This window comes from Nocardia sp. NPDC055165, from assembly GCF_053606985.1.
Genome location: NZ_JBSGSS010000019.1, coordinates 107,036 through 125,161, shown reverse-complemented (window position 1 = coordinate 125,161; position 18,126 = coordinate 107,036). Strand labels below are relative to the sequence as shown.

Here is an 18,126-nt window from a genome sequence, read left to right as displayed (position 1 = left end):
TGGCCTGTGTCGCACTCGCTGATGATGAGCCGCCACACGACTGTCGAACGCGGTCCGCAATGTAAGCGGATCGGGTTTCCCCGTTTCGAGAGTAAGGGCAAAACTGTCCCGTCGTTTCGGCTCCGCAGCATCCAGGCGAAAACCGGGCGGGCGTCTGTCCGGGTCGGTGACCACGACACAGCGCGGTCAGTGGCTCTGCCCGGGTCAGCCTGACTACCGAATCGTCCGATCTGCATCCGGCGCACCGTCATGAGCCGCGCGAAGACAGTGATTGCCAGGGTTGGGTCGGGATCGACCGCGCCGCGTTGTGGTCACGATCTGCGCTGAACCCACACTCGCAGAGGAATACTCGATCCGCCAACGACAGGGCCGCACTGATCGTTCCACAGGCAGAGCACCATTTTGCGAGACAATGACTTCGCCAGGTGTCGTTCCTGACTCAGCCCAGCGGCCAACGGTTCAGGAGCGGTATCGAAGCGGGCGACCTCCACCCCGTCGGCAGTAGCGGCGACAGCAAATACTGTCAGCCCGACGACGCCCGAGAAGGGCGGTGCCTGAAAACTATCGGAGTTTCCAGACATGCTGTAAGAATGGTCCGTGCCGTTCACACCTGTGGTCACCTGCCTGCCTTCGCGCGCCCGGGGCGGTGGTCTGGCATGACGATCGAATCCGGTCTCGAGGACGACGTCAGCCAGCTCGCCCAGCGAGTCGAACGTGCCCGCGGGCGTCTCGCTTACCAATTCGATCCGGCCCTCACCGACGCGCTCTCCGAAGATGAGCTGCGCGCCGAACGCGAACTCGCCGAACGCATCCGTGAACAGGATCGCGAACAGCGCTGGAAGCACACCCAGGCGATGGCGTCCGCATCGGACCGCAGCCGACAGACCACCGAAGCGATCGAGAAGGCCGACATGCGAGATCTGCTGCTCGCCAGGAAGGCGATGGCGTCCCAGCGTCGCGAATCGAGCCCGCACGCGAAGCTCGCTTCGCTGTACCGGCACCGGTCGTGGTCGCTGAAGGCACTGGCCGGCGTGGTCGGCGCGGGCATGCTGTGGTCCGCGGTGAACGTGCAGCAGAACATCGCGCCCGGTGGGCCGAGCGATCCGCTGTTCTGGTTCAGCTATCTGCTCGAAGCGATGATCAGCGTGTGTCTGATCATCATCATGGTCGGCACGAACAAGGTCGCCGAGTGGGGCGTGATCGACAACCGCCGCCAGGTCGCGCTCGCCGAGCTCGCGCTGCTGGGGCTCACCGTCACCCTCAACACGTACCCCTACGTGCGGGAAGGGCGGTGGTACGACGTTGCCGTGCACGCGGTCGCGCCGGTGATGATCGGTGTCGCGCTGCTGATCCACGACGCGGTCAGCGCCCGGTACGGCTTGGCCATCACCCGCGCGACCAGCCAGGTCAGGGACCTGCCCGACCCCGCCGACAACATCCTCGGCCGCCAGGCCACCGAGGGTATCCGCCTCACCTACACCCCGCCGATGACGGGCGCGGCTCGCGCCGAGGCGATCGCTGCCACCGAAACGGCCGCTACCACGCCGATCACCCGCGAACCCGCCTGGACGCCCACCGAGCCGGTTGCCAACGGCAACGGCCGCTCGCCGGAGAAGCGCAAGCGCTTCGGCATCGGCAAGCCGTCCTCCGCGGACAAGGCCACCGCCAAGAAGTCAGCTCCCGCGCCCGTGGTGGCACCGGAGCCCGCCAAGGAGCCGGCCAAGCCGGAGCCGGCCACCGATTCGGTTCCCGCCGCCCGCAAGAGCGCCATCTCCGACATCGAGGCCCGGGTCGAAAAGGCTTTCGCCGAAGCCAATTTCGGCTACGAGGCGATCGAGCCGACCAGCATCTACGACACCGGCCAGTTCCGCATCGCGGAGAGCCTGGAACAGGAACTCAACGACATGCGTGAGGCCCGCCGCCAAGCCCGCAAGGAGCGCGCGAACTAGCAGGCAGGACACAGGCCGATACCCGCGACCGCGCGGGTATCGGCCTTTTCCGTGTTCGGGTCAGCCGAAGATGCTGCCGCCGGTGCCCGCTTGCTGGCCGCCGCCGGTGCCGCCGATGAGGCCGCCCGGGGGAAGTTCGGAGGGCTGGACGATGACGAAGCCGCGGCCGGAGAAGGCGAGGGTGCTCGCTTCGCCGGTGCTGCGGCCCATCAGGCGGCCGAGGCCGAAGGAGTCGTTGCGCTTGATGCCGGTCTGCAGGCTCGACGACCACGCTACGGCGGCGTTCGGGTCGGCGTAGGTGGCCTGGTCGACGGTGAGGACGACCGGGGTGCCGTGGGTGGTGATGGCGATGCGGCCGCGGCCGGTGAAGACGCAGTTGAACAGGCCCGCGTTGGAGGCGTAGCCCGCGGCGCCCTGGACGCGGCCGATGTCGTAGCGCAGCGTGGAGTCGAAGGCGAGGACGTTGGCGCCGTTGATGGTGAGCCCGTCGGTGCCGTCGAGGTCGATGATGTGCACGTCGGCGGCGCTGTTGGCCAGGAACAGGTCGCCGCGGCCGGTCACCTTCATCAGCGGCACGCCTTCGCCGGTGAGATGCTGGCGGATGGCGCGGCCGATGCCGCCGGAGCCGAGCGCCTCGAACTTCAGGTCACCCTGGTAAGCCACCATGGACCCGGATCGCGCCATCACCTCCCCGTTCATGCCGACCTTCACCATCTTGCCGCCCTGCTTCTGGATACCGAGGCCGTTGACCTCGGCATGCGAGGGGTCGAACAGATCGCTGTGCACGGGCTGGGCTCCTTGCTGAGATGCATACGTTGGCTGTTGAGCGGGTCCGCCGGGCTGTCCGTAGGCGGGTGGCGGGTAGGTCGGTGTGGGCGCGGCCGGGTAGGCAGGTGCGCCCGGCGGGGGTGCGGCCGGGTAGCCGGATGGCGTCCCCGGCTGACCGGGAACAGGGGGTGCCCCAGGGGGCGGCGCGAATTGACCGGGTGGCATCGGGGCGTGGGAACCGGGAGGGTGCGGCGGCAGGTGACCTGGGCCGGGTGCGCCTCGGGAGTCGCCGGCAGTGCCCGCCACGGCACCGGAATTACCCTGCGCCGCAGCGGGTTCGGGCTCGTCGTCGAGGTTCACACCATAAGCCGACGCGATGCCCGCGAGCCCGTCGTCGTAACCCTGACCGATCGCGCGGACCTTCCACGCGCCGTTGCGGCGATAGATCTCCACACACACCACACCACTCTCGGTGGTGAGTCCGGGGATCGGGAAAGTCAGTGCGGTGGAGCCGGATTCGATGGTGGTGGTCAAGGTGCCGACGGCGGCGAACGTCGCGGGTCCGCGACCGTCGAGGCTCGCGGTGACCACCACCTTGTCCACATCGGCGGGCAACGCCGAGGTCTGCACGCCCACCACATCGGGTCCTCCGTTGCCGTGCCGGTACACCACGCCCGGCCCGGTCGGCTGATTGAAGAAGACGAAGTCGGCGTCGGAGCGCACCTTGCCCGCCGCGTTCACCAGCAGGGCCGACACGTCGACCGACGCCGAACTCGCGACCGTGACGGTCAGGTGGTCACCGGGCGCGGGCCGGTTCTCGCCGGGAGCCAGCGCGGTCACGACACAGCACCCGAACGTCGCGCGATTCGCAAGTGTTCCACGCGTTCGATAGTGCCGTGTATGCCGTCACGGCGCCAGCAGGGAACCGTCAGACCGGCTGTTCATCGCCGCGATCCAGCGGAATCTCCAGGTGCACCGTCTGGAAGCCGCCGTGTGGCCCTCGGGCGTCGCACACGATGTGGCCGAAGGTCAGCCAGAATTCGAGCGCACCGGGTGTCCGGGCGTCGGTGTGCAGATACAGCCGCTCGAAAGCCGGGGTGGCGCGTACGTGCTCGACCGCCGCGGTGACGAGCCGGGTGGCCAGTCCGCGTCGATGGTGCTCGGGCCGCACATAGACCCGGAACAGCTGCGCGGTGGTCTCGTCGGGGTAGCGGCGCGCGAGCTCGGCCGGATGTGGGGGATGGGCGGGCCCCTGCGCCCGGATCGCGGTGGTGCCGACGATGACGCCCTCGTGCGCGGCGACCCACAGCCGGTGGCGCGGATGCCGCAGATACGTGGTGTCCGGGTCGATCACGTCCTGGTGATATTCGGGCCGATAGCCGATGCCGAAGACCTGGTAGAAGGTGTCGAGCATGACGCTGCGCGCGCCCGCGAGATCCGCGGTGCCTGCCTCGCGGACGAGGTAGCCGGTGGTGGCGGCGGTCATCGCAGCTGCGCCAATTCGCGGTCGAGCACTTCCAGACCCTCGACGGCTACCGGTCCGGGCCCGGTGTAACCGAAGGGCGCCACGATGATCCGGTTCTCCCGAATCGCGCGCAGCCCGGCCAGTTCGGGACGTTGGCGCAGGGCGGTGCGCACCGAGTCGGGTGTCTGGTCGCCCTGGGTGAGCAGGATGATCACTTCGGGGTCGGCGGCGATGAGTGTTTCGGTGTTGGCTTCGAAGTTGCGCTTGTCGATCTGGCCGTAGACATTGCCGAGGCCGAGGATCTTCAGCTGTTCGTGGACGGTGCTCTTGGCGCCATAGGCTTTGAGCTGGGCGCCGTCGCGCGACAGGATCAGCGCGGCGGCGGGACGGGGAGTCGTTGTGCCACTGTGCCGTTCGGTCACCGCCTGTACTCGCTGCTTCAATCTGGTGACTTCGGTGTCGGCCGCGTTCTCGGTGCCGAAGAGCTTTCCGTAGAGGGCGATGTCGGCGAAGACGTCCTCGAAGGTGCCGGCCGCGTCGCGGCAGTAGCCGCGGGTCACGATCAGCGGAATGCCCACCTGGGCGAGGTCGTCGGGGGTCACCGAGAGACCTTCGACGCTCACGACCAGGTCGGGGGCCCGGCTGATGATCTCCTCGCGGGCGAGTTCGGCGGTGGGCGCGGTGATTTCGATGCCCTGCAATGCCTCGCCGTACTGGCCGGGGAAGGCGGCGGCTTCGAAGGTGCGGGTGACGATGCGGTCCGCGGCGCCCGCGGCCGCGATCAGCGGTGCGGCGATGGAACCGACCGTGACGACGCGCTGTGGGGGCGAGGAGAAGGTGACGTCGCGACCGCAGCTCGAGATCGTCAGCGGGAAACCGCTTGCCGAGGGTGCGGTGGCGGGAGCTGGTGTACCGCAACCGGTAACGATCGCGCTGGTGAGGAGGGCGAGTACGGGAACGGCGGAGCGGCGGGCGGAGATGACACGGGTGAACACGGTGGTGGTCCTCATCGATCGGTGGGGGGATTTCGCCCGGTCGTCGTGACCGGGACAGCAGGGGTGGAGTGCGGGTTTCAGGACTCGCCGGTGGCACGGAAGCGGCGGATCAGGACGAGGAGCAGTGGGGCGCCGACGGCGGCGGTGACGATCCCGATGGGCAGTTCGCGTGGCGCGAAGACGGTGCGTGCCGCCACATCGGCGATCACCAGGAAGAGCGCGCCGATCAGCGCGCTGACCACGAGTAGGTGCCGATGTGTGCCACCGGTACACAGCCGGGCCACGTGCGGCACGATCAGCCCGACGAAGCCGATCGCCCCGGCGACGGCGACCACCGCGCCGACCGCGAGTGCGACGATCAGCAACGCCCACAGCCGAATGCGATTCGGTGCGATGCCGAGCGTGCGCGCGGTGTCGTCACCGGCGGCCAGTGCGTCCAGCCGGGGCGCCATCAACAGCACCGCGACCAGTGCCACCGCGACGACGGCGACGGTGGTCGCCACCGAGGACCAGGCGGCAGGCGCGAGCGAGCCGAGCAGCCAGAACAGCACGGTGCGCGCGCCTTCGGGCCGGTCGGAGGCGAAGATCAGGAAGCTGGTCGCGGCCGAGAAGATGTAGCCGATGGTCACCCCGCCGAGCAGCAGCCGCAGCGAGGTGAGCTGGCCGTTGATCCGCGAGATCACGAACAGCAGGGCGGTGGCGATCAACGCGCCGATGAACGCGCTCGCCGCGAGGGCGGTGGCGGTGGTCGCCGCGGCGACCCCGAACAGCAGATACACCGCCGCGCCGGTCGACGCGCCCGAGGTGACGCCGAGGATGTGGGGGTCGGCGAGCACATTGCGCACGATGGTCTGCAAGACGGCGCCGGTGATCGCCAGGGCGGCGCCCACGAGTGCGCCGAGCAGCACGCGCGGCACCCGCACCAACCAGACGATGGAGTCCTGGGCGGCGCTCCAATCGACGGATACCGGGTGACCGAAGACATGGTGGCCGATGATCCGCGCCACGGTCCCCGGCGGGACGGCCACCGGTCCGAGCCCGGCTGCGACCACCAGCGTGCAGGCGAGCGCGATGGTGAGCCCGGCGGTCAGCAGCACTGCGCGGCCGCGGTGGCGGGCGTGATCGAGGTCGTCGATGGCCGGATCGGCCACCAGGGTCGCGGTCATGTCGTGGCCGCCTCTCTGGTCTCGGACGGAAGTGTTGTGGCGGGAGGTTCGGTAGCCGGGCCGAAGAGGAGTTGGACGGCGCCGAAGGCCGACGTTCGGCGGACGGGGATCTTGTAGACGGGTTCGAGGATCCGCGGGGTCAGGACTTCGGCGACAGTGCCTGCGGCGGCGACGCGCCCCTGGTCGAGCAGGACGAGGCGGTCGCAGTAGCGGGCGGCCAGGTTCAGCTCGTGCAGCACCACGATCGTGGTGGTCGCGGTGAGACCGCGGACCAGGGTGAGCAATTCGTGCTGGTAGCGGATGTCGAGGTGGTTGGTGGGTTCGTCGAGGAGCAGGTGGTCGGCCTGCTGGGCGAGTGCTCTGGCGATCAGGACGCGCTGGCGTTCGCCGCCGGAGAGCGTCGCGAAACGGCGGTCGGCCAGCGCCCGCGCCCCCACGTGTTCGAGCGCGGCCGCGGCGGCGATCCGGTCGGCGCGCGAATACCCCTGGAACGCACCGACCCACGGCGACCTGCCGAGCAGCACGGTCTCGGCCACGGTGACCGGCGTATCCGGCGGCGCTTCCTGTGCGACGACGGCGAGGCGACTCGCGAGCTCGCGCCCGCGCAGTCGCTCCACCGGCACCGCGTCGACGACGACGGATCCGCCCGCCGGGCGCAGCGCCCGGTACATCAGCCGCAGCAGCGTGGACTTGCCCGAACCGTTGGGGCCGATCAGTCCGAGCGTGCTGCCGGGTGCCACACCAAAGCTGATGTCGTCGAGCGTGATTCGGCCGTCGTAAGTGAAGCGGATCTGGTCGACGGTGATCATCGCGGAGAGCTCTCTGTTCGGGGAATCGTCACCGGGTGTGGGTGATCGACGGTGGGAACGCGCTGTATTCCGGGTCGCCACGAGTGATGCACCGCCACCGAGCAGGCGAAGGCGGCGCAGATCTCGTGCGCGGCGAGGACCTGCTCGCGCAGACGTGGATCGTTGTCGGCGAGCAGGATTCCGGTGGTCGTGCCGCTGTGGGCGACGACGACTCCGGCCGCGCCGATGGCGCGCGCTGCCCGGATGGTCGCGTCCAGATGCGGACGGTCACGCGATGCGGCGCTCAGCACGGCACTGCGGGTGGCCACCGCGCCGATCGCGGCGATGTCACCGTGGGTGATCGCCGGGCCGAGTTCGCCGAGCAGCCTGTCGAATTCTCGTTTGTCAGCGGCGCTGAAACCGGGTTCGCCCCGGTTGAATTCGACGGTGTCGACCGAGCCGCCCTCGTCGCCGGTGACGATCGTCAGTGCCGGGAGAGTGCCGAGGCGGGCGAGTAACCGCACCTCGCGATGGAAATAGGCGACGGTGCCCGGGTACATGACGCCGTCGGACGGTTCGATGGCGCGCAGGTCGGCTTCGAGTTCCGCGACGGGCACCGAGCGACCCTCGGCGTCGGCGACCGCGCGGGCGGTGGCGACGAGATCGGCGGTGGAGCTGGCCAGCCCCTTGCCTTCGGGAAGTTCGCTGTGCAGGGTGAGTCGCCCGCCACCCAGCACGCGCGATCGGCCGACCATCCCGCTCGCGAGTCGCGCCGCCTTCGACTTGCCCTCCGGCACAACATCTATGCGGTCGCCGCCCGGCTCGAAGACGGCCACCGTGCCGCGCCGAATGGGGAGCGTGACCAGGAAATGCCGATTCTGTTCGGTGACGCCCTGGAGCAGTTCGCCGCAGCTTCCGTAGGCGCGGCCGACACCGATTCCCGGCGTGGCGAGATCAATGGTCATCGGAGTCATCGCCTTTCGCTGGGGGTGTTGTCGTCGGTGACCGGTGTGAGTTCGGGCCGGATCGCTGCGGGGCCGGGCAGCAGGTTCCGGCGGTGTAGCCGCAGCAGCGCGACGGCCGACAGCACACCGGCCGCGGCGCACAGCAGCGAGGGCGGCCAGCTCAGGGGGCCGCCGGTGTGGTCGAGGACGGCGCCGGTGATCGAGGTGGCGACGACCGTGAAAATGCCGGACGCCAGATAGAACGCGCCGAAATAGGTTCCGGTCAGCCGAGTTCCGGCGAAGCGGCCGATCGCCTCGTTGACGAAGGGTTGCACCGCGGTCACGCCGATCGCGAGCAGCACCGCGGCCGCGACCACCGGAGCAATCCGGATCACTGTGCCCACCACGCTGTTTCCCTCGACCGGTACCACCCCCGCGACGGCGGGAGGCAGGAGGAACGCGGCTCCCATGACTGCCATCCCGAGCGCCATCGCGGGCCCGCGCTGTGGTCTGCGCGCCAGCACCGTGGTGACCCGAACCTGGAGTGCCACCACGGCGATCGTCTCGACCACGAACAGCGCCGCCACCGCCGCCGGACCGTGACCGGGCCCGGCACTGTCCTGCGCTTGCAGGGTGAACAGGAAATAGATCTGGCTCTGCAAAGCGAACATCGGCATCAGCGCGAGGGTGAACGCCCAGAATCGGCGATCGGTGAACACCGTCGCGAAGTCGGTACCGACCCCACCCTCGTGCGCGGGCACCGGTCGCGCGGGCAGCAGTAGCCATTGCACCACGGCCAGCACCGCGAAGATCGCCGCCGCGACCAGGGCCGATATCCGGAATCCCGCCGCTGTCAACACGGTGCCGAGTACCGGTCCGATCGCGGAGCCCGCATTGCCGAAGACGTTGAACAGCGCGAAGGCCTGCGCCGAATGCGCACCGCTGTCCCGGGCGATGAACGCGCGGACCGCCGGATTGAACAGTGCCCCAGCGAAACCGGTGAGCACCGAGGCCGCCAGCACCACCGGCAGCGAACCGCCGACGGCGAACAGCGAGAAGCCGAGTGCCCTGATCGCCAGGCCGACCATGATCACGCCGCGCGCGCCGAGCCGGTCGGCCGCCGAGCCGCCGACGAGGAACAGACCCTGCTGGCTGAGATTGCGCACCCCGAGCACGATTCCGACAACGGCCGCCGACAGCGCGAGGTCGTCGAGGAGGTAGTCGGCCAGAAACGGTACGAGGAGATAGAAACCGATATGCCCCACAAGATGATTCACGAGCAGTAGCCGGACGGCGCCCGGTAGCGCGCGGAAGGTGTCGATGCCGTTCATCTGCCGGTTCCGCGCTGGAAAGCCGTTGCGGGGGTCACGCGCTCACCTCGGCGGCAGGGTCGCGGACGATCGAACATCGGCCCCAGCCGAGCACTTCGGCGCTGTCCGGGGTGGCGATCGTGGTGGGTGCGGTGGCGGGCGCGCGGAAAAGACCGTTGGTTCGGCACCAGTCGTCGTTGTAGATGGTGCCCAGGTAGCGGTGTGGCCCGTCTGGGAACACGGTCAGCACGCGGGCGCCGGGTTCGCGCTCGGCTACCCAGCCCGCGACCAGGGCGGCGGCGCCGGTGCTCCAGCCGCCCGCGATGCCGGTGGCCGCCGCGACCCGGCGACACGACGCGACCGCCTCGGCGGCGTCGACCCAGTGCACCTCGTCGAAGTCGGCGTAGGCGACATTGCGGGGCAGGATGCTGCTGCCGAGACCGCGCATGAGCCGGCGGCGATCTGGTTGGCCGAAGATCCGGGAGCCGACGGCGTCGACCCCGATCACCCGCAGCCGGGGCCACCGTGTGCGCAGCACCCGGGCGAGCCCGGCGCAGTGCCCGCCGGAACCGATCGAGGCGACCAGCACGTCGACGCCGTCGACCTGGGCGAGGATTTCCTCGCCCATCGCCTGATAGCCGCCCGCGTTGTCGGGGTTGTCGTACTGGTCGGGCCAGTACGCACCCGGTGTGGCGGCGAGCAATGCGGCCAGCCGATCCAGCCGCGCCTGCTGCCAGCCGCCGGAGGGGTGTGGTGCGGTGACCACGTCGAGCGGGATCTGAAACGCCGAGAACAACGCGCGGAGATCGGGTTCCAGCTCGTCGTCGACCACCAGCAGCACCGGATGGCCCAGTGCCTTGCAGGCCAGCGCCAGGCCCAGTCCCAGCGTGCCGCTGGTGGATTCGATGATCGTCGCGCCCGGCGCGAGCTCACCTCTCGCCGCAGCGGCGCGCAACATCGACACTGCCGCACGGGCTTTCATGCCCGCTACACTCGCTGCCTCGAGTTTCGCTGTGTACCAGCTGTTTCCGGACGGAATGGGCACGGCGGGCGTGCCGCCGATCAACTGCAGAAGCGCGGGTTGCGGGGGTGTCATGACAGCTCTCGGTAGGTGACGACGGCACTCGGCCCGCCGTCGAGGGAGAAGAACGGGTAGGGCTCGGCCGAGACCGCGTGCACGCCTGCGCCCAGGAACCAGGGCAGCACCGCGCTGCCGGTCTGGGCGAACAGCACCAGCGGCAGGCCGCGCCGGTTCGCCACGGCCCGGAATTCGTCGAATGTCTCGTTACCCAGCGACATTCCGGTGACCAGCAGCGCGTCGTAGTCCGACGGAGCGTCGGCGACCGACTCGAACACCGGCTCACCCCATTCGGTGACGCCACCGGCGAGGTCGCACGGCAGATACGTGATGGCGCGCGCCCGCAGTTCGGCGAGCAGCGAACCGACGACGCCCACCACCAGTACTCGCGACACCCCGGCGGGCAGCAGGTCGACGACGGTGCTCGCCCGGCGGCGCGACTTCGTCAGCGAGGTCGGCCCCTCGATCACCACCTGTTCGCCCTGCACGCCACCCGCGTACGGATGCGGACGCACGTGCATCAGATAGGCATCGAGCGCGGCGATCCGGACCGCGGGCACCGGATGCGCGAGCAGTTCGTCGATCGTCGCCGCGACACAGCTGTCGACCAGATCGTCGGTGGCAGAGCCGGGTTCGAGACCGCACGAGCCCACCGCCGCGCCGACCCGCAGGCTCAGCACCTCGTTGCGGTATCCGCGAGAGCGGCCCGCGTGCCGGGTGCCGTAGGCGGTGCGAAACGCCGTGGACGCGTGCAGGGTTGTGGGTTCGGGTCCGAGCCTGCCCCGGCGCGCCCACGTGATGAGCTCGGCGACGGAGTCGGGGCGCACGGCGGCGGCGATCATCGCGCAGCGTCGAGGTCGAAACGGAGATCGGCGATCAACCGCTGTGCGAGGTCGCCGGTGGTGCGGTGCGTGTCGTCCACCACCATGACGTGACCGAGATAGGTGTTGTTGTCGGTCGCGGGACGCACCTCGGTGCCGGGATCCGCCAGTTTGCGCTCCACGATCCTGGGGTCCGCCGCCCAGTTCTGTGCTCCGTCCACCGTGGTCAGCAGGCCGGTATCCGTCGGAACCGCGAACGCGACGGCCGCGCTGGCGATACCGGTCTCCCGGGGCGTGACGTCGGGCTCGCCGCCCGCGACAGCTTCGGCGTGCACGGCGGTGAGGTCGATTCCGGTGACCCGTCGCACCAGTTCGGTGATGCGATTCCCGGCGGGGCGGGGGTTCACCTCGATCAGGCGGGGGCCGTGCGCGCCGAGTTTGACCTCGGTGTGGGCGACGGTCGCGTCGAGACCGAGCGCGGTGATCGCCGCGACTGCCAGCTCGGCCACCGCGGCGGAATCGCCGGGCTCGAGGGCAGCGGGGAACATGTGGCCCGACTCGATGAAGGCGGGGGCACCGGTGATCCGTTTGTCGGTCACTCCGATCACCGTCGTCCGCCCGGCGACGGTGACGGTTTCCACGCTGAATTCCGGCCCGTCCACGCACTCTTCGAGCAGGACGAGTGGTGAGCGGTGCTGTCCTCGGGCGTTGATCGGGAATCCGGCGATGGCGTCCGCCGCGACGCGCAACTCGGCCTCGTCGCCGACCCGGCGCACGAACATCCCGCCGCAGAGGTCGACCGGCTTGACCACCAGGGGATAGCCGAGTTCGGCTGCGGCGCCCACGATCTCATCCCATTCCCGCGCGACGGCGAAGGCGGGACCGGCGACACCGGCGGCACGGCAGATCAGCCTGGTCCGGTACTTGTCGCAGGCATCGGCCACCGCGGTCCGGCCGGGCCCGGGCAAGCCGAGATCGGCGGCGATCGCGGCGACGGTCGGCAGATAGTAGTCGCACGAGGTGAGCACGCCGTCGAAACCGAATGTCGCCTGCAGTTTTCGCACGTACGGCAGCAGTGTCGACTCGTCGTTGGTTTCGGCGGTGAACACGTTGGCCGCCCCGAGCAGGGGATGCGGCAGGGGTGTTCCCGGCCGCAGGTAATGCCCGAGATCTCGGGTCAGGAAGCTGAATTCGTGGCCACTGTCCTCGATTCCCGCCGGGAGCAGGGTGCTCATCGAACCGACCCAGCTCTCCACCATCAACAGGTGTCCCACATGTCCTCCAACCTCGAGCAAGATGCTAATGATAACCATTATCAATAGAAATGCGATAGTCGAGAAGGGTCAGCAGGTTCGTTACTGCTGCGAAGGGACCCGGGCTCGCATTACGCTGCGGATATGAGCTCTGCCGTGCACGGATTCACCGACGATGCCCTGGGAACGCTGGACGCGGTCGGTGTCGCCGCGGCGTTGCGCGCGGGGGAGGTGAGCCGGTCGGAGGTTCTCGAGGCCGCGATCGCCAGGACGCGGCGGGTCGATCCGAGGCTGGACGCGGTGCAGGTGACGTGCTTCGATCGCGCGGCGTCGGCGCCCGAGACCGCGGGGGTCTTCGCCGGGGTGCCCGCGTTCGTGAAGGACAACACCGATATCGCGGGGCTGCCCAGCTGCCACGGCTCGGCCGCGTTCACACCGCATCCGGCCACGGTGACCAGCGGTCCCGGCGCGCAGTTCCTGCACTCGGGCGTGATCGTGCTCGGTAAGTCGACGCTGCCGGAATTCGGGCTCACCGCGAGCACCGAATTCACCGATCGCGCGCCGACCCGCAATCCGTGGAATCCTGAGTACTCGGCGGGCGCCTCCTCGGGCGGTTCGGCGGCACTCGTGGCGGCCGGGGTGGTGCCGATCGCGCATGCCAACGACGGTGGCGGCTCAATCCGCATTCCCGCCGCGGCCAACGGTCTCGTCGGCCTGAAAACCACCCGCAACCGCCTGCTCGACCAGCCCGGCGCCCGCAAACTGCCGGTGCATCTGGTCGCCGAGGGCGTGGTCACCCGCTCGGTCCGCGATACCGCGCACTACCTGGCCGCCGTGGAACGATTCGGCGCGAATCCGGCGCTGCCGCCGGTGGGTCTGGTCGAGGGGCCGAGTGCGCGACGGCTGCGGATCGGCCTGATCACCGCCGATGTCCTCGGCCGGCCGGTGCACGCCGACAACGGCGCGGTCCTGGCCTCGGCGGCGAAGGTACTCGAGGGTCTCGGTCACGAGATCGTCGAGATGCGGCTGGATGTGGATCCGCGCTTCGTCGAGGACTTCAAGCAGTACTGGGCGGTGATGGCCGCGGCGATGGCGCTGTCGTTCCGGCTGGGCCACCGCGGATACTTCGATGCGCGCAAACTCGACCCGTTCACCACCGGTCTGATCGGGCTGGCCAAGCGCAATCCGCTCGCGGTGGCCGCGTCGACGTGGCGGTTGCGCGGGGGAGTCGCGGCCTATGACCGGCATTTCGCCGAGGTCGACGTGCTACTCACCCCGGTGCTCTCGCATCCCGCGCCGCGCATCGGCGAGCTCGCGCCCGGCCAGCCGTTCGACGCGCTGTTCGCCAAGCTCGCCGACTACGTCGGCTTCACTCCGCTCAACAACGTCGGTGGGGGACCCGGCATTTCGCTGCCGCACGGCCTGGTGCCCAGCGGTCTGCCCGGATCGATCCAGCTGGCCGCGCGCCGTGGTGACGAGCGGACGCTGCTCGACCTGGCCTACCAGCTGGAAGCGGCGAGCCCGTTCCCGCGGATCATCGATCGGGCTGCTGCCGCGGGTGCCGCCTGATCATGTGGTGCGCACCGCGCTGATCAGGCGCTCGTCACCGCGTTGATCAGTTGTTGCGCGCCGCGACATTGATCGGGCGCAGCCGGCCCGGGCTGTCGGTGCCCGCGTCGAACGCCCAGTGCTCGCCGTCCCAGCCGGGGTAGTCGGCGCGCCAGCGATCCACGAGGCGGGCGTCCTCGAGCGAGGCGACCACGCCGGCCGAACCGGTGTACTGCAGCCGCTCGTACTTGTGCCGAGTGACGGTGTCGACGGTGTGAACGGTGACCAGGGCTGACATTGACCCTCCGGGATCGAGACGAACGGTGACGTGACGAGTGCGCTACCCGGACCGTCGGCCCGGGTGCTGCGGTGGCGCGTCACCGCTCGATCCGAGAGTATGCCGCTCGCCGTGACACCGCGCAGGTTTTGAAAATCCAGTTCTTCGGATTGTTGGGTACCCGTTATGCACATCGTCGGTTTGCAAGATTTGGTTACGGCGGTGGTGGCGGTTCACCAGCTCGGGCGGACTCGCCCCGGGGTGACGACGCGACCCAGCGCCTTGCTGACCTGGGTGAGGGTGGTCGCGCCGAGGGTGTCCGACCAGGTCTGGGTGAACTCGGCCATGGCGGCGTCGGCGGCTCGCGTGCATGCCCAGCCGCGTTCGGTGAGGGTGATCAGGCGGGCGCGCGCATCGCGCGGGTGTGGATTGCGATCGGCATAGCCCTTGGTGACCAGCTCGTCGACCAGCTGACTGGCTGCCTGTTTGGTGACGCCGAGGTGGTCGGCGATCTCTCCGACCGTCGCGCCGTCGGGCGCCATGCGGACGAACGCGAAGCCGTGCGTCGGCCGGATGTCGGTGAATCCCGCCGCGGCGACCCTGGCGTGCACCGCCTCGGTCACCTCGGCCGCTGCCGCGAGCAACAGGAGGGGGAGGTCTGCGTTCACGGGCACGACAGTCATTCTGGCACTTGACACAATAGTCAATCTACTTGACTATATAGACAAGTTGCTTGACCTTATGGAGGTTTCGAATGCCGGTGATCCGTTCCGCAGACGCGCAGGTGCACGAGGTGCACAACGCCCGCTTCACGTCCCTCGTCCGACCCGGCACCGGCAGTGCCGAGCTGTGCGTCTGGCAGACCGAGGTTCGGGCCGATTCGGTCGGCGTGCCCCATCGCATCCTGGGCGAGGAGGCGTTCGTTGTGCTGTCGGGCGAGGTGACCATGACGATCGACGGCGAATCCGCGCCGATGAAACCCGGTGACGCGGCGGTCGCGCCCGCCGGTTCGATGATCGCCCTCGCGAACTCGGCCGACGAGATCGCCAGGCTGCTGGTGACTGTGCGGGTCGGCTTCGCGGCCGAGCTCCCCGACGGCTCTACCTTCACCCCGCCCTGGGCATCCTGAGCCGTCCTCGCGACTGTTTCTAGCCCTGAACTTGAAAGTTCGGCTACCCGAACAATATAATTCTGGAATGAGGGTTGGGTTCTACCGTTCGCCGGCGCGCCGCCGGGTGCTTGCGGCATGTGTTCTGAGTGTCATGGCGTTCGCGCTCACTGCCTGCGGTGGGATCACCTCCGATGACGACGGGAAGAAGGTGGTTCTCACCACCTTCACGGTCCTGGCCGACATGGCGCGGAATGTGGCAGGCGAGCATCTGCGGGTCGAATCGATTACCAAGGTGGGGGCAGAGATCCATGGGTACGAGCCGACGCCGGGCGATATCAAGAAGGCCGCCAAGGCTGATCTGATCCTGGACAACGGGCTGAACCTCGAGGCCTGGTTCACCCAGTTCGTCGCCGACCTCGATGTGCCGCACGCCGTGGTCAGCGAGGGGGTGGCGCCGATGGACATCAGCGAGGACGCCTACCGGGGCAAGCCCAATCCGCACGCCTGGATGTCGCCGGTGAACGCGCAGATCTACGTCGGCAACATGGTCCGCGCGTTCACCGATCTCGACCCCGAACACGCCGACGCCTACCGTGCCAACGGCGATGCCTACAAGACGCAGCTCGGCGCCGTGCGCGACGATCTCGTCGCCGCGGTGAACACCCTGCCCGCCGACCAGCGCGCCCTGGTCACCTGCGAGGGCGCGTTCTCCTACCTGGCTCGCGACGCGGGGCTGACCGAGAAGTACATCTGGCCGGTCAACGCCGAACAGCAGGCCACCCCGCAGCAGATCGGCTCGACCATCGACTTCGTTCGCCAGCGCGGCGTGCCCGCCGTGTTCTGTGAATCGACGGTGTCGGACGCGCCGATGCAACGCGTGGTCGAGGCGTCCGGTTCACGGTTCGGCGGCGTGCTCTATGTCGACTCGCTCTCCGAGGCCGACGGACCGGTCCCGACCTACTTGGACCTGATCCGCCACGACGCGAAGACCATCGCGACCGCACTCGCCGGAGTCTCGAAATGACCGCACCGGTAGTCGAAATCCAGGACGTGACAGTCCACTACGGCGATGTGCTCGCGCTCGACACTGTCGAACTGACCCTGAAATCGGGCCGGGTGTGCGGGCTGATCGGTATGAACGGCTCGGGCAAGTCGACGCTGTTCAAGACCGTGATGGGGCTGGTCACGCCCGATCGAGGCCGGGTGCTGATCAACGGCCGCCCCCCGGCCGCCGCGCGCAAGGCGGGCAGTCTCGGTTACGTGCCGCAGTCCGAGGACGTGGACTGGAGTTTCCCGCTGTCGGTGCGCGATGTGGTGATGACCGGGCGCTACGGGAAAATGGGTCTCACCCGCCGGGCGAGCAAGGCCGACCGTGCCGCCGTCGACGCCGCGCTGGCCCGCGTCGAACTCACCGACCTGGCCGACCGGCAGATCGGGCAGCTGTCGGGTGGTCAGAAGAAGCGCACGTTCGTGGCTCGGGGCATCGCCCAGGAGGCCACGATCCTGCTGCTCGACGAGCCGTTCGCCGGTGTCGACAAGCGCTCCGAGGCGACCATCACCGCGCTGTTGCGTGAGCTCGCCGCCGACGGGGCCACCATCCTGGTGTCCACCCATGATCTGCACGCGCTGCCCCAATTGGCCGACGAGGCAGTGCTGTTGAACCGCCGGGTGCTCGAGCACGGCGACCCCGATGTGGTGTTGCGCCCGGAGAACCTGGCCAAGGCCTTCGGCCTGGATGTGGACGGAGACCGATGAGCCTCGAGGAATTCTTCATCGACCCGCTGCGCTACGAATTCATGGTGCGCGCGCTGGCCACCACGGTCACGGCCGCCGTGGTCTGTGCGGTGCTGTCGTGCTGGCTGGTGCTGATCGGCTGGTCGCTGATGGGTGACGCGGTGTCGCACGCGGTGCTGCCCGGTGTGGTGCTGGCCTACATCGTCGGCTGGCCGTTCGCTGTCGGCGCGGTGATCTTCGGGTTCCTCGCGGTGGCGTTGATCGGCGTGGTCCGCGATACGAGCCGGGTGAAGGAAGACGCCGCCATCGGCATCGTGTTCACCACCCTGTTCGCGTTCGGCTTGGTGCTGGTGTCGGTGACGCCGAGCCAGACCGACCTGAACCACATCGTCTTCGGCAACCTGCTCGGCGTGAGCCGCGGCGAGATGATCCAGATCATGATCCTGGCCGCCATCGTCCTGGTCGCCCTGGTCCTCAAACGCCGCGACTTCACCCTCTACGCCTTCGACGCCACCCACGCCCACGCCATCGGCCTCAACCCCCGCGTGCTCGGCACCGCCCTGCTGGCCCTGCTGGCCCTGACCTCGGTGGTCGCGTTGCAAGCGGTCGGCGTGGTGCTGGTGGTGGCCATGCTGATCATCCCCGGCGCCACCGCCTATCTCCTGACCGACCGCTTCTCCCGCATGCTCGTCATCGCCCCCACCATCTCGGTGCTGTGCGCGGTGACCGGCCTCTACATCAGCTACCACCTCGACACCGCCGCCGGCGGCATGGTCGTGGTGACCCAGGGCGTCGCCTTCACCTTCGTCTACCTCTTCGCCCCCCGCCACGGCGTGATCGGCCGCCGGATCACCGCCTCCCGCGCCAGGAAAACCGTCGCCACCCTCGGTGCCGTCGACTAGCGGTCCCGGTCCCGCGG

At 69.0% G+C, this 18,126-nt stretch carries 18 protein-coding genes and 1 pseudogene; 6 read left to right on the top strand and 13 right to left on the bottom strand.

The window, feature by feature from the left end; all coding sequences use genetic code 11:
- Positions 1 to 247: 247 nt before the first annotated feature.
- Positions 248 to 391 (bottom strand): annotated as a pseudogene (locus ACWFRF_RS30610) (zinc ribbon domain-containing protein); the annotation flags it as partial.
- 265 nt (positions 392 to 656) lie between these two features.
- On the opposite strand from ACWFRF_RS30610, the gene ACWFRF_RS30605 reads away from it, so the two are divergent.
- Entirely contained in the window at positions 657 to 1,949 is a 1,293-nt protein-coding gene (locus ACWFRF_RS30605; RefSeq protein WP_378994743.1) for a hypothetical protein, read from the top strand.
- A gap of 60 nt (positions 1,950 to 2,009) precedes the next feature.
- Here the strand turns inward: ACWFRF_RS30605 and ACWFRF_RS30600 are convergent, their stop codons facing one another.
- The 10 genes from ACWFRF_RS30600 to ACWFRF_RS30555 all read right to left on the bottom strand — a co-directional run bounded on the left by ACWFRF_RS30600 (position 2,010) and on the right by ACWFRF_RS30555 (position 12,579).
- Positions 2,010 to 3,557, bottom strand: a complete 1,548-nt coding sequence (locus tag ACWFRF_RS30600; protein ID WP_452453596.1) for an AIM24 family protein — start codon at positions 3,555 to 3,557, stop codon at positions 2,010 to 2,012.
- An 88-nt stretch (positions 3,558 to 3,645) separates the two neighbouring features.
- Positions 3,646 to 4,203, bottom strand: coding sequence for a GNAT family N-acetyltransferase (locus ACWFRF_RS30595; protein WP_452453594.1), 558 nt, complete (start codon positions 4,201 to 4,203; stop codon positions 3,646 to 3,648).
- Positions 4,200 to 5,177 carry an ABC transporter substrate-binding protein gene (locus ACWFRF_RS30590; RefSeq protein WP_452453592.1) on the bottom strand — a complete coding sequence of 326 codons (978 nt, stop codon included), beginning with the start codon at positions 5,175 to 5,177 and terminating at the stop codon, positions 4,200 to 4,202. The genes ACWFRF_RS30595 and ACWFRF_RS30590 overlap by 4 nt, the downstream gene beginning before the upstream one ends.
- Before the next feature lie 77 nt (positions 5,178 to 5,254).
- A complete protein-coding gene (locus ACWFRF_RS30585) occupies positions 5,255 to 6,343 on the bottom strand; it encodes a FecCD family ABC transporter permease (protein WP_378994734.1) in 1,089 nt (362 codons plus the stop codon).
- Complete coding sequence (locus ACWFRF_RS30580; RefSeq protein ID WP_452453590.1) at positions 6,340 to 7,152, bottom strand: ABC transporter ATP-binding protein; 813 nt, start codon at positions 7,150 to 7,152, stop codon at positions 6,340 to 6,342. The genes ACWFRF_RS30585 and ACWFRF_RS30580 overlap by 4 nt, the downstream gene beginning before the upstream one ends.
- Positions 7,149 to 8,096: a GHMP family kinase ATP-binding protein gene (locus ACWFRF_RS30575; protein WP_452453588.1), complete on the bottom strand. Its 948-nt coding sequence runs from the start codon at positions 8,094 to 8,096 to the stop codon at positions 7,149 to 7,151. The genes ACWFRF_RS30580 and ACWFRF_RS30575 overlap by 4 nt, the downstream gene beginning before the upstream one ends.
- Positions 8,097 to 8,101: 5 nt before the next feature.
- Positions 8,102 to 9,406, bottom strand: a complete 1,305-nt coding sequence (locus tag ACWFRF_RS30570; RefSeq protein ID WP_452453586.1) for an MFS transporter — start codon at positions 9,404 to 9,406, stop codon at positions 8,102 to 8,104.
- A 34-nt stretch (positions 9,407 to 9,440) separates the two neighbouring features.
- On the bottom strand, positions 9,441 to 10,481 hold the full coding sequence (locus ACWFRF_RS30565) for a PLP-dependent cysteine synthase family protein (RefSeq protein WP_452453585.1): 1,041 nt from the start codon (positions 10,479 to 10,481) through the stop codon (positions 9,441 to 9,443).
- Complete coding sequence (locus ACWFRF_RS30560) at positions 10,478 to 11,305, bottom strand: hypothetical protein (protein ID WP_449969919.1); 828 nt, start codon at positions 11,303 to 11,305, stop codon at positions 10,478 to 10,480. Before ACWFRF_RS30560 ends, ACWFRF_RS30565 begins: the two co-directional genes overlap by 4 nt.
- Entirely contained in the window at positions 11,302 to 12,579 is a 1,278-nt protein-coding gene (locus ACWFRF_RS30555) for an ATP-grasp domain-containing protein (RefSeq protein WP_452453583.1), read from the bottom strand. The genes ACWFRF_RS30560 and ACWFRF_RS30555 overlap by 4 nt, the downstream gene beginning before the upstream one ends.
- 102 nt (positions 12,580 to 12,681) lie before the next feature.
- On the opposite strand from ACWFRF_RS30555, the gene ACWFRF_RS30550 reads away from it, so the two are divergent.
- Positions 12,682 to 14,106, top strand: coding sequence for an amidase (locus tag ACWFRF_RS30550; RefSeq protein ID WP_378994719.1), 1,425 nt, complete (start codon positions 12,682 to 12,684; stop codon positions 14,104 to 14,106).
- 46 nt (positions 14,107 to 14,152) lie between these two features.
- On the opposite strand, the gene ACWFRF_RS30545 is transcribed toward ACWFRF_RS30550, so the two are convergent.
- Together ACWFRF_RS30545 and ACWFRF_RS30540 are read right to left on the bottom strand one after the other, a co-directional pair.
- The gene (locus ACWFRF_RS30545) at positions 14,153 to 14,383 is read right to left on the bottom strand and encodes a hypothetical protein (RefSeq protein WP_378994717.1); all 231 of its coding nucleotides are present in this window, start codon (positions 14,381 to 14,383) and stop codon (positions 14,153 to 14,155) included.
- A gap of 212 nt (positions 14,384 to 14,595) precedes the next feature.
- Complete coding sequence (locus tag ACWFRF_RS30540) at positions 14,596 to 15,036, bottom strand: MarR family winged helix-turn-helix transcriptional regulator (RefSeq protein ID WP_379315229.1); 441 nt, start codon at positions 15,034 to 15,036, stop codon at positions 14,596 to 14,598.
- A gap of 80 nt (positions 15,037 to 15,116) precedes the next feature.
- Here ACWFRF_RS30540 and ACWFRF_RS30535 point away from each other — a divergent pair, with 80 nt between their 5' ends.
- The 4 genes from ACWFRF_RS30535 (at position 15,117) to ACWFRF_RS30520 (ending at position 18,109) form a co-directional block, all read left to right on the top strand.
- Positions 15,117 to 15,491 carry a cupin domain-containing protein gene (locus ACWFRF_RS30535; protein WP_378994713.1) on the top strand — a complete coding sequence of 125 codons (375 nt, stop codon included), beginning with the start codon at positions 15,117 to 15,119 and terminating at the stop codon, positions 15,489 to 15,491.
- A 133-nt stretch (positions 15,492 to 15,624) separates the two neighbouring features.
- Positions 15,625 to 16,497 (top strand): metal ABC transporter substrate-binding protein, encoded by an 873-nt coding sequence (locus ACWFRF_RS30530; RefSeq protein WP_379317876.1) that lies wholly within the window; start codon positions 15,625 to 15,627, stop codon positions 16,495 to 16,497.
- Entirely contained in the window at positions 16,494 to 17,228 is a 735-nt protein-coding gene (locus tag ACWFRF_RS30525) for a metal ABC transporter ATP-binding protein (RefSeq protein WP_452453580.1), read from the top strand. Before ACWFRF_RS30530 ends, ACWFRF_RS30525 begins: the two co-directional genes overlap by 4 nt.
- Positions 17,225 to 18,109, top strand: a complete 885-nt coding sequence (locus tag ACWFRF_RS30520) for a metal ABC transporter permease (protein ID WP_378994708.1) — start codon at positions 17,225 to 17,227, stop codon at positions 18,107 to 18,109. The genes ACWFRF_RS30525 and ACWFRF_RS30520 overlap by 4 nt, the downstream gene beginning before the upstream one ends.
- Positions 18,110 to 18,126 lie beyond the last annotated feature (17 nt).

Excerpts from the sequence above, each read along its gene's own strand:
- ACWFRF_RS30605 (WP_378994743.1), top strand. The coding sequence starts at position 657 with ATGACGATCGAATCCGGTCTCGAGGACGACGTCAGCCAGCTCGCCCAG.
- ACWFRF_RS30595 (WP_452453594.1), bottom strand. The coding sequence starts at position 4,203 with ATGACCGCCGCCACCACCGGCTACCTCGTCCGCGAGGCAGGCACCGCG.
- ACWFRF_RS30585 (WP_378994734.1), bottom strand. The coding sequence starts at position 6,343 with ATGACCGCGACCCTGGTGGCCGATCCGGCCATCGACGACCTCGATCAC.
- ACWFRF_RS30580 (WP_452453590.1), bottom strand. The coding sequence starts at position 7,152 with ATGATCACCGTCGACCAGATCCGCTTCACTTACGACGGCCGAATCACG.
- ACWFRF_RS30575 (WP_452453588.1), bottom strand. The coding sequence starts at position 8,096 with ATGACCATTGATCTCGCCACGCCGGGAATCGGTGTCGGCCGCGCCTAC.
- ACWFRF_RS30570 (WP_452453586.1), bottom strand. The coding sequence starts at position 9,406 with ATGAACGGCATCGACACCTTCCGCGCGCTACCGGGCGCCGTCCGGCTA.
- ACWFRF_RS30565 (WP_452453585.1), bottom strand. The coding sequence starts at position 10,481 with ATGACACCCCCGCAACCCGCGCTTCTGCAGTTGATCGGCGGCACGCCC.
- ACWFRF_RS30560 (WP_449969919.1), bottom strand. The coding sequence starts at position 11,305 with ATGATCGCCGCCGCCGTGCGCCCCGACTCCGTCGCCGAGCTCATCACG.
- ACWFRF_RS30550 (WP_378994719.1), top strand. The coding sequence starts at position 12,682 with ATGAGCTCTGCCGTGCACGGATTCACCGACGATGCCCTGGGAACGCTG.
- ACWFRF_RS30545 (WP_378994717.1), bottom strand. The coding sequence starts at position 14,383 with ATGTCAGCCCTGGTCACCGTTCACACCGTCGACACCGTCACTCGGCAC.
- ACWFRF_RS30535 (WP_378994713.1), top strand. The coding sequence starts at position 15,117 with ATGCCGGTGATCCGTTCCGCAGACGCGCAGGTGCACGAGGTGCACAAC.
- ACWFRF_RS30530 (WP_379317876.1), top strand. The coding sequence starts at position 15,625 with ATGGCGTTCGCGCTCACTGCCTGCGGTGGGATCACCTCCGATGACGAC.
- ACWFRF_RS30525 (WP_452453580.1), top strand. The coding sequence starts at position 16,494 with ATGACCGCACCGGTAGTCGAAATCCAGGACGTGACAGTCCACTACGGC.
- ACWFRF_RS30520 (WP_378994708.1), top strand. The coding sequence starts at position 17,225 with ATGAGCCTCGAGGAATTCTTCATCGACCCGCTGCGCTACGAATTCATG.